The sequence below is a fragment of the uncultured Aliivibrio sp. genome (assembly GCF_946479765.1).
GTDB lineage: Bacteria > Pseudomonadota > Gammaproteobacteria > Enterobacterales > Vibrionaceae > Aliivibrio.
In genome coordinates this window covers 1-13,711 of record NZ_CAMLHO010000017.1, presented here as the reverse complement: position 1 = coordinate 13,711, position 13,711 = coordinate 1, and the positions used below count along the sequence as shown (strand labels likewise).

General features: G+C 38.4%; 6 protein-coding genes, 1 pseudogene and 1 riboswitch. Of the genes and pseudogenes, 5 read left to right on the top strand and 2 right to left on the bottom strand.

From position 1 onward, the window contains the following. Nucleotides 1-146: 146 nt before the first annotated feature. Complete coding sequence (uvrA, locus tag Q1K78_RS08370) at nucleotides 147-2,972, top strand: excinuclease ABC subunit UvrA (RefSeq protein ID WP_300176732.1); 2,826 nt, start codon at nucleotides 147-149, stop codon at nucleotides 2,970-2,972. 98 nt (nucleotides 2,973-3,070) lie between these two features. Continuing rightward, on the top strand, nucleotides 3,071-4,825 hold the full coding sequence (locus Q1K78_RS08365; protein ID WP_300176729.1) for a PglL family O-oligosaccharyltransferase: 1,755 nt from the start codon (nucleotides 3,071-3,073) through the stop codon (nucleotides 4,823-4,825). A gap of 52 nt (nucleotides 4,826-4,877) precedes the next feature. On the opposite strand, the gene Q1K78_RS08360 is transcribed toward Q1K78_RS08365, so the two are convergent. Next, nucleotides 4,878-5,987 (bottom strand): alanine--glyoxylate aminotransferase family protein, encoded by a 1,110-nt coding sequence (locus Q1K78_RS08360; protein ID WP_300176918.1) that lies wholly within the window; start codon nucleotides 5,985-5,987, stop codon nucleotides 4,878-4,880. Nucleotides 5,988-6,202: 215 nt separating this feature from the next. Continuing rightward, nucleotides 6,203-6,375: riboswitch (Lysine riboswitch) on the top strand. A gap of 65 nt (nucleotides 6,376-6,440) precedes the next feature. Between Q1K78_RS08360 and lysC the strand changes: the two genes are divergently transcribed. Next, on the top strand, nucleotides 6,441-7,793 hold the full coding sequence (lysC, locus tag Q1K78_RS08355) for a lysine-sensitive aspartokinase 3 (protein WP_300176726.1): 1,353 nt from the start codon (nucleotides 6,441-6,443) through the stop codon (nucleotides 7,791-7,793). A gap of 88 nt (nucleotides 7,794-7,881) precedes the next feature. Here lysC and metH read toward each other — a convergent pair whose 3' ends face one another. Then, nucleotides 7,882-11,562 (bottom strand): methionine synthase, encoded by a 3,681-nt coding sequence (gene metH, locus Q1K78_RS08350; protein WP_300176723.1) that lies wholly within the window; start codon nucleotides 11,560-11,562, stop codon nucleotides 7,882-7,884. A 181-nt stretch (nucleotides 11,563-11,743) separates the two neighbouring features. Here metH and Q1K78_RS08345 point away from each other — a divergent pair, with 181 nt between their 5' ends. Together Q1K78_RS08345 and Q1K78_RS08340 are read left to right on the top strand one after the other, a co-directional pair. Continuing rightward, complete coding sequence (locus Q1K78_RS08345) at nucleotides 11,744-13,021, top strand: sodium:proton antiporter (RefSeq protein WP_300176720.1); 1,278 nt, start codon at nucleotides 11,744-11,746, stop codon at nucleotides 13,019-13,021. Nucleotides 13,022-13,439: 418 nt separating this feature from the next. Beyond that, nucleotides 13,440-13,586: pseudogene (locus Q1K78_RS08340) on the top strand (transposase domain-containing protein); the annotation flags it as partial. Between the last annotated feature and the right edge of the window lie 125 nt (nucleotides 13,587-13,711).

The window sequence follows — 13,711 nt, the reverse complement described above, 5'->3', positions numbered from 1 at the left end:
ACCTCAAACAACGATAATGCCTCATGTTTTTCATGGGGCATTTTTTATTGTTTTTATACCTGTTTTTTTATCCAGTGCCTCTTTGCTGTTTTAATACTCTGTGCAATACTTATCACTTAGTTATTCTTTAAAGCAGAGAGCGTTCCATGGATAAGATTGAAGTTAGAGGGGCAAGAACCCATAACCTAAAAGACATTAGTTTAACTATTCCACGAGACAAACTAACGGTTATTACCGGTTTATCTGGCTCAGGAAAGTCCTCTTTAGCCTTTGATACCTTATATGCTGAAGGTCAGCGACGCTATGTAGAATCCTTATCTGCCTATGCCCGTCAATTCTTATCGCTTATGGAAAAACCCGATGTAGACCACATTGAAGGGCTTTCTCCTGCTATTTCTATCGAACAAAAGTCAACGTCCCACAACCCAAGATCAACTGTCGGTACAACAACTGAAATTTATGATTATCTACGATTACTTTATGCCCGTATTGGGGAGCCTCGTTGTCCTGAACATCACGTTGAATTAACCGCCCAAACCATCAGCCAAATGGTGGATAAAGCATTAGAGTTACCTGAAGGCACAAAACTCATGCTGTTAGCCCCAATCGTTAAAGAACGAAAAGGCGAGCATGTTAAAACATTGGAAAATTTAGCCGCACAAGGGTTTATTCGCGCTCGTATTGATGGTGATGTTTGCGATCTATCCGATCCTCCAACTCTTGAACTGCATAAAAAGCACACCATTGAAGTGGTTGTTGACCGCTTTAAAGTGAGAGACGATTTAAAACAACGTCTAGCAGAGTCATTTGAAACCGCTTTAGAACTCACTGGAGGTATTGCTGTTGTCGATTATATGGATGACACCAAGAATGAACCTCTGATTTTCTCTGCTAACTTCGCCTGTCCACATTGTGGCTATAGCATGTCAGAGCTTGAACCTCGCTTATTCTCATTCAACAACCCTGCTGGTGCTTGTGGTACTTGTGATGGTTTGGGTGTTCAACAATATTTTGATGCTGATCGAATTGTTTTAGACAATAAACTCAGTATTGCTGAAGGTGCGATTAAAGGTTGGGATCAAAAAAACTACTACTATTTCCAAATGCTAACTTCATTAGCAAACCATTATGGGTTCGATCTTTTCACTCCATTTAAATCGCTATCTAAGAAATTTCAAAAGATCATTCTTAATGGCTCTGGTTCGGAAGAAGTTGAGTTTCAATACAGTAATGACCGTGGTGATCTTCGAGTAAAACGTCACCCTTTTGAAGGAATTTTAAATACACTCGATCGCCGTTATAAAGAAACCGAATCAAGCGCTGTTCGTGATGATTTATCTAAATACATTTCTACTCAGTCTTGTTCAAGCTGTCACGGTACACGTCTACGTTTAGAAGCACGTAATGTATTTGTTGCCGATACTACATTGCCTGAAATTTGTGAAATGAGCATTCAAGATTCAGTGACATTCTTTAGTTCATTAGAACTTAAAGGGCAAAAAGCTCAGATTGCCGATAAGATAATGAAAGAGATCAATGAACGCTTACATTTCCTTATTAATGTTGGCTTAAATTACCTTAACTTATCGCGTGGAGCTGATACCCTTTCAGGCGGTGAAGCACAGCGAATTCGTTTAGCCAGTCAAATTGGTGCGGGTTTAGTTGGCGTGATGTATGTCCTTGATGAACCATCCATTGGCCTTCATCAACGAGATAACGAACGACTATTAAAAACGTTGAACCACCTTCGCGATTTGGGCAATACAGTCATTGTAGTAGAGCATGATGAAGAAGCAATAAGAAGTGCTGATCACATTATTGATATTGGCCCAGGAGCTGGTATCCATGGAGGATACATTGTCGCAGAGGGGGACTATCAAGCCATCATTTCAAATCCAAACTCATTGACTGGCCAATATCTTAGTGGTGTAAAAAAGATCTCGTTGCCTAACGAACGAGTAAAAGCTGACCCTAAGAAGCAAGTCGAACTCATTGGTGCGACTGGCAATAACTTAAAAAATGTCACTTTGAAATTACCTGTCGGGTTATTTACCTGTGTGACTGGGGTTTCTGGCTCAGGTAAATCTACTCTGATTAACGATACTTTCTTTAAGATTGCTCATACACAATTAAATGGTGCCACCACATCAGAACCTGCACCATATAAGAAAATCAAAGGGATTGAGCATTTTGATAAGGTGATCGACATTGATCAAAGCCCGATTGGGCGAACACCTCGTTCCAATCCTGCAACTTATACAGGAATTTTCACCCCTATTCGTGAGCTATTTTCTGGAACTCCAGAGTCACGCTCGCGTGGTTATAAGCCAGGACGATTCAGCTTTAACGTTCGTGGTGGCCGTTGTGAGGCATGCCAAGGCGATGGTGTCATTAAAGTTGAAATGCATTTTTTACCTGATGTTTATGTTCCTTGTGATATATGTAGTAGTAAACGTTATAATCGCGAAACACTAGAGGTAAAATATAAAGGCAAGAGTATTGATGAAGTACTTCAAATGACAATTGAAGATGCTCATACCTTCTTCCAACCAGTGCCTGTCATAGCAAGAAAACTGCAAACCTTAATGGATGTCGGTTTGTCTTATATTCGCTTAGGCCAAGCCGCAACAACGCTCTCAGGTGGTGAAGCTCAACGAGTTAAATTAGCACGTGAACTCTCTAAACGAGACACAGGAAAAACACTGTATATCTTAGATGAACCAACAACGGGTTTGCATTTTCATGATATTCAGCAATTACTGAATGTTCTTCACCGGTTACGAGAACGAGGTAATACGATAGTGGTTATCGAGCACAATCTTGATGTAATAAAAACAGCAGACTGGATTATCGATTTAGGACCAGAAGGTGGACAAGGTGGTGGTGAGATCATCGCAGAAGGAACCCCTGAAGACGTTGCATTAGTCGAGGGGTCTCATACAGCACGCTTCTTAAAACCAATGTTAACGTAATAAAATTAAGCCTTTTATCACTTGGATCAGATAGAATAAAGCCAGCATTTTGTTGGCTTTACTTTTATCTCATGCTCGTAACAAGGAACTAATGAAACATGGCAACGCTATTGACGCAAGGAACACAATTAGAAGCAAAAAAAATAAGAAAACCACTAACCAAATCGTACCTATTTAGCCTTAGTATTCTTTTCTTTGTTTGTGCACACTTTTTTCAACCTAATCCGGGCGGATCTGGATTACATCTTGCGTTTAATGCGGCCTCTTGGATACCAGCAAGCATTGCTATCGCGATAGCCTTATTCCATATAGCAAAACAAGGTCTAATTAAATATTCAACCTTAACTTTGGTTTTATTATTCGCCGTTAGCTTACTTTCAATCCCCCTATTTTATCATGACTCTTCACCCCAATTAGCGCTAGGTAAATTCTTAGGCTTATGGGCAGGGTTACTTTTCTTTATTACTTTGCAACAATTCACCTTTTCAAACAAACAAAAACAATGGCTCTTGTGGTGCATTATCGGCTCTGTATTAATCGAGGCTATTTTTGGCTATATCCAATATCTTTTTCTAAAAGAAGGTAACAGCTTTGGCTATAACGTTATAGCAAATCGACCTTATGGTATCTTTCAGCAGCCTAATGTTATGGCGAGTTTTTTAGCAACTGGTCTTGCTATCGCCTCTTATTTTCTTGCTCGACAGCCCATAAAATACCGTGAAAATGTCATTGCGCTAACGCTACTTTACGCCACTATCCTATTTACCTTACCGCTACTTATTGTTCTAGCGTCTCGTACTGGTTGGCTTGCTACTATTTTTAGTCTCGTCTTATTAACCCCATACATGTGGAAATATTGTACTAAACAACGTTTCTTTTCTTGGGTACTCGCATTAATTATTGGCTTTAGTGGTAGTTTTGTTCTATTTAACTTATCTCAAGATAACTTATCTAAAGTGTCATTAATTAGCCAAAAAGCTGACTTAGAAAGCCCAAGACGATATACCTTCCCACAAGCTCTAGATATGTTTTTAGAAAAACCAATTACAGGTTATGGCTATGGGAATTTCGAAGCAGACTACACCTTATATACCGCAAAACAGCACCAAATATCATCAAGTTACAAATCAGGTTTACCCTCGATGGATCACCCTCACAATGAAGTTTTATACTGGGGAGTTGAGGGTGGCGTCGTTGCTATTCTAGGTTTATTAATTGCCGCGGGCGGGGTTTTACTCAAGATCCGAAAAAGTAAACTAGATACGCAGTTTGCCTTATTGGCCCTAATCGCACCTATTTTTATTCATAGTCAATTAGAGTATCCGTTTTATCATTCTATGCTGCATTGGTTTACTTTCATTATTCTGCTTTTTTGGATAGACCAACTTAGTTGTAAGTATAAAAAGCACCGCATTAGCGATATCAGCAAAATAACACTACGAGTCAGCTCATTAGTGCTGCCAATTGTCATCGCTTTTTATATGCTTTCGACACTGCATACTAACTGGGTGCTAACTAAGTTTGAAACGACTCGTCCAATGAATCCTGATATCTTAAATCAAATAACTAATCCTGTGATCTGGGAAGACCGATTTAATTGGGATGTATTATCCGCTCAATTATCCATTGGGATCATCAATAAAAAACCAGAGTTAATCACCCCTTATATCACTTGGTCTAAAGAACTGATTAAAACAAAACCAAGGCCTGCATTTTATAAAAACCTAATCATTGCTTATCAAGCTTTAGGTGAGGAAAAAAAAGCGGAAGACATAAGAAGGGAAGCCGTTTTTCTTTTTCCAAATAACAAATTTGAATTAGTGCAGCTAGACGAAAAATTACGTCAAAAATAAATAAAGTAAACTATAAAAGGCCGCTGTATTTTCAGCGGCTTTAATTTATAACCTAAAGAACATCGGATAACGCTTTTAAACATAATGCGACATTCTCTTTTTTAGCCGCATAGCCCATCAAACCAATACGCCACGCTTTTCCTGCTAGACTTCCTAACCCGGCACCAATTTCTAAATTATACTCTTCTAATAATCGGTTTCTAACTTCTGCATCATTAACCCCTTCAGGGATATAGACCGCATTAAGCTGTGGTAACCGATACTCTTCATCAACAATAAATTTTATCCCTAACTCTTCTAAACCTTGCTTAAGTTCTTGATGGTATACCGCATGTCGCTTCCATGCGTTTTCAATACCTTCATTTTTCAACATTAATAAAGATTCATGTAATGCATATAAACTGTTAACGGGGGCAGTATGATGATAACTGCGCTTACCTTCACCACTCCAGTAACTAAGAACTAAGCTTTGATCTAAAAACCAGCTTTGAACGACTTGAGTCCGTGATTGCATCTTCTCAATCGCTTTTTCCGAAAAGGTGACTGGTGATAAGCCAGGCGTACATGATAAGCACTTTTGAGAACCGGAATACACCGCATCTAATTGCCACTCATCAACAAGCAATTGGACTCCTCCTAATGAGGTCACTGCATCAACAATCGTTAAGCAACCGTACTTTCTCGCTATTTCTGAAATCCCTTTTGCATCACTTAAAACGCCGGTAGATGTTTCAGCATGAACAAACGCGACTATCTTAATATCTGAATGTTGCTGCAGAGCCTCTTCAACTTTATTTAATGAAACTGGCTCACCCCACTTATCATCAATGACAATCGCAATTCCACCACATCGTTCAACGTTCTGACGCATACGTTCACCAAAGACGCCATTGCGGCAAACAAGTACCTTTTCACCAGCTTCAACTAAATTAACAAAACACGTCTCCATTCCAGCGCTTCCAGGGGCAGACACTGCAATAGTAAATTCATTTTTTGTTTGAAATGCGTACTTCAATAACTCTTTTACTTCATCCATCATTTTAATAAACAATGGGTCTAAGTGCCCAATCGTTGGCCGACTTAGCGCTTGTAATACTTGTGGCGATATATCAGAAGGACCCGGTCCCATAAGGGTTCTTTTTGGTGGGATAAAACTTTGCATCATTCACTCCTTGAAATATAGGGTGTTTAAAGAATAGACACAATAATAATTAAACTCAATTAGACGAAGTAATTAGAGTGACTTAACTATACAAAATAACCATAAAATACTTATATTCACTTTAAATCGGTGAAATACAAATAAAGTCATTACTATTAATTGACATTTGATTCATAAAAAAGCACATTGTTAACATATGTTTTGTTGTATAAAACATACACAGAAGAGGAGCACTGCCTAGGTAGCTTTATTTGTGGAGCCCAAACTCCCAAACAAATAAGTGAGGGAGAGTTGTGCCGAGATAATCTTAATTGGGAAGAGATTATCGATCGTATTGGCTGAATCCTTACGATTGCCACTTAATTTTAAGTGGAGGGCTTCTAGCAGCTATTTATTTTTTGCTATGGCTCTTCACATTTATTTCCACATTGGATGTAGTCGGGAGACAGGATAGTGAACCCTATTAATGTAGCTAAATTTGGTGGCACCAGCGTTGCTAATTTTGAATCAATGAGCCGCAGTGCTTATGTTATCGAACAAAATAAAGATACTCATCTTGTTGTCATCAGTGCCTGTTCAGGCGTAACTAATTTATTGGTTGAATTAGCAAATGGCGTACAAGATAGCCCGCGTAAAAATGTCATCATTGAGGAATTGAAAGCGATTCATTTCTCTGTATTAGATCAACTCTCTGATCCTATCATTCCTGAAAAAGCCATTTTAGATATCCTTACCGATGTTAGAAAAGCAGCAGGCGACGCTTCATTCCAGTCTAGTGACAAACTAACCGATCACCTCGTTTCTTGTGGTGAGTTAATGTCTACACATCTCTTTACTCAACTTCTTATTGAGCGTGGTAATTCTGCGGTTCGATTTGATATCAGAAGTGTTCTACGTACCAACTCTCAGTTTGGTAAAGGTGAGCCTCAACTAGATGAAATCTGTCGTTTAGCTCAAGAAAAACTGTCACCTTTATGTCAAAAGTATATTGTGATCACCCAAGGCTTTATTGGCTCTGATGATGAAGGAAATACAACTACTCTAGGCCGTGGCGGCAGTGATTACAGTGCCGCCTTAATTGCAGAGTCTGTAAAGGCGAGTGGCCTTGAAATTTGGACTGACGTTCCAGGTATTTACACAACTGACCCTCGAATCGCATCAAAGGCATCACCCATCCCAGAAATCAGTTTTAGTGAAGCCTCTGAAATGGCAAATTATGGGGCTAAAATATTACACCCATCAACCTTACTTCCAGCGCTTCGTCATCAGATCCCCGTGTTTGTTGGCTCATCAAAAGAACCAGAAAAAGGCGGTACATGGATTAAACAACAGGTAAATAGTTCGCCATTATTTAGAGCCTTAACCTTACGTTGCAACCAAACTATGGTGACTCTGCATAGTACCAATATGTTTCATGCTTATGGTTTTCTTGCTGAAGTATTTAAAATATTAGCGAAATATCAAATCTCTGTTGATTTAATAACGACTTCTGAAGTTAGTGTTGCATTAACATTAGATCAAACTAATACCAATGGTAAAGCACCTGAATTGCCACCAGAGGCACAACAAGAATTAGAAGAGCTATGTACCGTCGAAATCGAACATGATTTGTGTTTAGTCGCACTTATTGGTAATCAAATGAGCAACTCTAAAGGGTATGCTAAGCAAGTTTTTGGTGCCCTAGAAGATTTCAACTTACGTATGATTTGTTATGGCGCAAGCCAACATAATTTATGTTTTTTACTTCATGAGTCAGAAGCAAAACAAGCAGTAAAAGTCTTGCATAAAGAACTCTTCGAAAAATAAACCTCTATTCTAAATAACCTAAAAAAGCCCAATCACTAATTAAGTGAGTGGGCTTTGTGTTCTAACTTTCTTTATTTATTTAAGAGGATTAATTTAAATTTGGACCTAACCACTTCTCAGCTTCTAACATATCCCAACCTTTACGCTCAGCGTAACTTTCTGCCTGGTCTTTTTGGATCTGAGCAATAGCAAAATAACGAGAATCAGGGTGAGAAAAATACATACCTGAAACGGATGCACCCGGCCACATTGCATAGCTTGATGTTAACGTCATATCAATTGCTTCCTCAACATTCATTAACTCCCATAACGTACCTTTTTCTGTATGTTCAGGACACGCTGGGTAGCCAGGAGCAGGGCGGATACCTTGGTACTTTTCACGGATTAGATCATCATTCGTTAGATCTTCTTCTGGTGAATAACCCCAAATATCTTTGCGAACTTCTTTATGCAAATACTCGGCAAAAGCTTCTGCTAAACGGTCAGCTACCGCTTGGATCATAATGGCATTATAATCATCACCATTGGCCTTATATTCATCAGCTAGTTTACGCTCACCAATACCACCTGTAACCGCAAAGCCACCAATCCAATCCGCCTTTCCACTTTCCTTTGGTGCTATATAATCAGAAAGGCAGTAGTTAAAGCCTTTTGGTTTATCCGTTTGCTGACGTAAGTTATGAATAACTTTAAGAACTTCTGTACGAGACTCATCCGTATAAACTTCGATGTCATCGCCTACGCTATTCGCAGGGAACAAAGCACACATACCACGAGCTTCTAATAATTTTTCTTTTTCAACACGATCTAATAAATCATTCGCATCTTTATAAAGACGTTTAGCCTCTTCTCCTACTTCCTCATGTTCTAGAATCGCAGGGTATTTCCCCATTAGTGACCAAGTCATAAAGAACGGAGTCCAATCAATGTATTCACGTAGTTCTGATATATTAAAGTTATCAAAAATATGAATGCCAGGCTTATGTGGTGCTGGAGGGGTGTAACTTACCCAATCAATATCGACTTTATTTGCACGAGCTCGCTCTAAAGAAACTGGTTTAGTTCGTGGTGTTTTACGATTATGTTGATCACGTACTCGTTCATAATCAATATCTAACTTTTCAACAAACGCTGGTTTTAATTCATTAGAAAGCAATGATGTACACACACCTACAGCACGAGAGGCATTATTCACATACACGACTGGTTGAGAGTAATGTTGTTCTATCTTCACTGCGGTATGAGCTTTGGATGTGGTCGCGCCACCAATCAACAAAGGTAAATCAAAACCAAGTCGTTCCATCTCTTTAGCTACATGAACCATTTCATCAAGAGATGGGGTTATAAGTCCTGATAAGCCAATAATATCCACATTTTCTTCTTTGGCTACTTTAAGAATTTTTTCACATGACACCATTACACCAAGATCAATGATCTCATAATTATTACATTGTAGTACTACGCCTACGATGTTCTTTCCGATATCGTGAACATCACCTTTTACAGTTGCTAAAAGAATTTTTCCGTTAGTAGAACCCACATCTTTAGTTGCATCAATAAATGGTTCTAAATGCGCTACCGCTTGCTTCATTACTCGTGCTGATTTAACCACTTGTGGAAGGAACATTTTTCCCTCACCAAACAAGTCACCAACCACGTTCATACCATCCATTAATGGTCCTTCAATGACATGAATTGGACGTTCAGAATTAACACGAGCTTCTTCCGTATCTTCTACAATAAAGTCTGTAATACCTTTAACTAGAGAATGCTCTAAGCGCTTCTCTACTGGCCACGTTCTCCATTCTAAAGCGGATTTATCTTCAACTTTACCCACTGCTTTTTCTAAATAAGCAGTCGCTATATCAAGCAAGCGTTCCGTGGAATCATCTCTACGATTTAACACCACATCTTCAACTGCTTCACGTAATTCTTCTGGTACGTTATCGTAGATCTCTAATTGACCTGCATTAACAATACCCATGTCCATACCATTTTTAAAACAGTGATATAGGAAAACGGCATGAATCGCTTCACGAACGTAATTATTACCACGGAATGAGAACGACACATTAGAAACTCCACCTGAAATCATAGCGTGAGGTAATGTTCTTTTAATATCGGCAACGGCTTCTATGAAATCGACAGCATAATTGTTGTGTTCATCAATACCAGTCGCAATAGCAAAGATATTTGGATCAAAAATGATATCTTCAGGAGGGAAACCAACTTCATTAACTAAAATATTATAAGCATTGGTACATATTTCGATCTTTCTCTCTCGAGTATCCGCTTGCCCTTTCTCATCAAAGGCCATTACGATTACTGCTGCGCCATAACGGCGAACTAATTTAGCTTGTTCTACAAATTTTTCTTTGCCTTCTTTCAGTGAAATGGAGTTAACGATACCTTTACCCTGAATACACTTTAAGCCAGCTTCGATAACTTCCCATTTAGAGGAATCGACCATCACTGGAACTTTTGATATTTCAGGCTCTGCTGCACATAAATTAAGGAAGCGAACCATACAGGCTTCTGATTCCAACATTCCTTCATCCATATTTATATCGATAATTTGTGCACCATTTTCTACTTGTTCACGGGCAACACTTAACGCTTCATCGTATAACTCTTCTTTAATCAAACGTTTAAAACGAGCAGAACCTGTTACGTTAGTTCTTTCTCCAACATTTACAAACAACGACTCTTTAGAAATGGTTAGAGGCTCTAAACCAGACAAACGACAAGCAACAGGAATATCAGGTAAAACACGAGGCTTCACACCTTCAACTGCCGCAGCCATTTGACGAATATGTTCTGGCGTTGTACCACAACAACCCCCGATTAAATTTAAGAAGCCGCTTCGAGCCCATTCGGCTACGTGCTCAGCCATATCTTCTGGAGAAAGATCATATTCACCAAACGCATTAGGCAAGCCAGCATTTGGGTGAGCCGAAACACTGCATTCAGAAATTCGAGATAATTCTCCAACATATTCACGCAACTCGTCAGGGCCTAAAGCACAATTAAGACCAAATGAGATTGGTTTTACATGACGGAGTGCATTATAGAAAGCTTCTGTAGTTTGACCTGATAATGTACGGCCAGAGGCATCCGTAATTGTTCCCGAAATCATAACGGGTAATGTAATACCCATTTCTTCAAAAACAGATTCAACAGCAAATGAACAGGCCTTCGCATTCAAGGTATCAAAAATAGTTTCGATAAGAATTAAATCAGATCCACCTTTAATAAGAGCGCGAGTAGATTCAGAATATGCTTTCACTAATCCATCAAATGTGACATTACGAAAACCAGGGTCATTAACATCAGGTGAAAGCGTACAGGTTCTATTTGTTGGCCCTAGAACTCCAGCGACATAACGAGGTTTATGAGGTGTTTTTATTGTCCATTCATCTGCTACTTTTCTAGCTAATTTCGCCGCTTCAAAGTTAATTTCTTCGCTTAGGCTTTCCATATCATAGTCAGCCATTGCAATGGTTGTCGCATTAAATGTGTTGGTTTCTAAAATATCTGCACCCGCTTCTAAATAAGCAGAATGGATATCTCTAATAATGTGAGGTTGAGAAAGAACTAATAAATCGTTGTTACCTTTCAAGTCGCAATGCCAATCACTAAAGCGATCGCCACGGTAATCATTTTCTTCAAATTTATAATCTTGAATCATGGTGCCCATGCCACCATCAATTAAAAGAATTCGTTCTAAAAGCTGCTTCTCTATTTGAGTTTTTATATTGCTTCCTGCCACGATACTGCCTCATCCATAATACATTCCTCTCACAATCCTATCACATATTGAATCGAATTCTAGACGTCCAAAATGGTTTTGTTTTCACAAATTAAAAATAAAGTTTGATATTTATCAAATTGAGTGGAAAATGACCTTCATCACATTTTGTTACATTAATAACATATATAGAGGTTAAACAATGTCCGTATATAACACTCTCTGCTTTCTTGCAGCTGCTGCTATGTTAATCGCATTTTTTAATAGTAAAATAGGAAAGATGCAAACAACTATCGCAATCACCGCAGGCTCAATGATGCTGTCACTAGGGATAATTGTTGCGGGCCATAATGGTTGGTTTAATCTTAGAGAGATTGCAACCGAAACACTAACAGACATAAATTTCGAAGATTTTCTATTAAAAGGAATATTAGGTTTCTTACTGTTTGCTGGCGGTTTAGGCATAAAGTTACAAAACCTCAAAGACCAAAAATGGGAAATTACCGTACTTGCTTTAGGCGCGACCTTATTCTCTACCTTCTTTATAGGTTTTGCTCTATGGGGAATATGTAACCTAATTGGCATTAATTTCGATTTAATCTACTGCCTATTATTTGGTGCTCTTATTTCACCAACCGATCCAATTGCAGTTCTCGCGATTGTAAAAAAATTAAATGCACCACAACGTATCTCAACTCAAATTGAAGGTGAATCACTGTTCAATGATGGTTTTGGTTTGGTCATTTTTGTCACTCTATTTACTGTTGCTTTCGGTTCAGAAACGCCAACGGTTGGCAGTGTTAGTGCCCTATTTTTGCAAGAAGCTATCGGTGGCATAATTTATGGTTTAGTTTTAGGTCTGATTTTCCATTACTTAATCAGTTCAACCGATGACCACTCGATGGAGTTATTATTAACGATCGGGATTCCAACATCTGGTTATGCATTTGCTGAAGTTATTCATGTTTCAGGTCCATTAGCGATGGTTGTATCAGGTATCATGATTGGTAACTGGACTCGCTATATTGGTTTTTCAAAAGAAAGTGAGGATCATTTAGACCACTTCTGGGAATTAATTGATGAGTTTTTAAATGGCGTATTATTTCTTCTTATTGGTATGTCAATGTTACTGTTCCAATTCCATCAAGAAGATTGGATTTTAATGATCATATCTATCCCACTGGTACTCGCAAGTCGTTATTTAAGTGTGTTTATTTCATACATTGGTTTTAAACGATTCAGAACGTATAACCCATTATCAGTCAATATATTAACTTGGGGGGGGCTTCGAGGAGGATTGGCTTTAGCTATGGCTTTAGCAATTCCATCGGGTATTTTAGTTATTCCAGATAAAAATATCGATGTACGAGAGATCATATTAGTTATGACTTACTCTGTCGTTGTCTTTTCTATTCTAGTTCAAGGCTCAACAATTACGACTATGATTGAAAAAGCAAAAAAACTAGAGAAAAATAGTTAATCAATACCTGACTAAATCGTAAATGGAGGTGCATGAAAATGTATCTCCATTTTTTATACTTATAAATTGAGGTTAGATGCAATTAAAACTAATCCTATTAAACAGATTTATCATTAGATACGGTATCACTCTATTTCATAATCAAAGTTTAACTGATTACAGCTAAGATCTTCTCTAGGGATTAAACTAAAACTCTTAACTTTTCAGATTATGAATATTTCATTGTCATCTATTTCAAATTACTGCCAACAGCATAATTGCCTACGTCTAGCTTCTACGCTTTCAAGAAAAAACTGGGATTAACATCTAACAGTTTTGTTCGCGCTAAAGTGACATGGCAAATTAAGCTCTTGGAAGAGCAAACATCCATCACATTCACGGTTGGTAAGGCAAACGTCAGTTTACCTGCAATAACGGTGCGAGTGCGATTTTATACAGTTTGGTTGAAACAGCAAAAGCGAATAATCTTATTGTTCATGATTATATCGTAACCTGCTTGCAGCAGATTGCTGAAAAACCAAATGATATTGACGCGTTGCTGCCATGGAATATTAAGCGCAGCTAGGTGTCGTTGCCCTGACGCTTACCTATAATTTAGCAGTGTCTACTCAACATAATCCACTTTTCTATAGGCGTAAAAAAGCCCTAATCTTTCGATTAGGGCTTTTTAAAATAGTGGCGGAGTGGACG

Excerpts from the sequence above, each read along its gene's own strand:
- uvrA (WP_300176732.1), top strand. The coding sequence starts at position 147 with ATGGATAAGATTGAAGTTAGAGGGGCAAGAACCCATAACCTAAAAGAC.
- Q1K78_RS08345 (WP_300176720.1), top strand. The coding sequence starts at position 11,744 with ATGTCCGTATATAACACTCTCTGCTTTCTTGCAGCTGCTGCTATGTTA.
- Q1K78_RS08360 (WP_300176918.1), bottom strand. The coding sequence starts at position 5,987 with ATGCAAAGTTTTATCCCACCAAAAAGAACCCTTATGGGACCGGGTCCT.
- Q1K78_RS08365 (WP_300176729.1), top strand. The coding sequence starts at position 3,071 with ATGGCAACGCTATTGACGCAAGGAACACAATTAGAAGCAAAAAAAATA.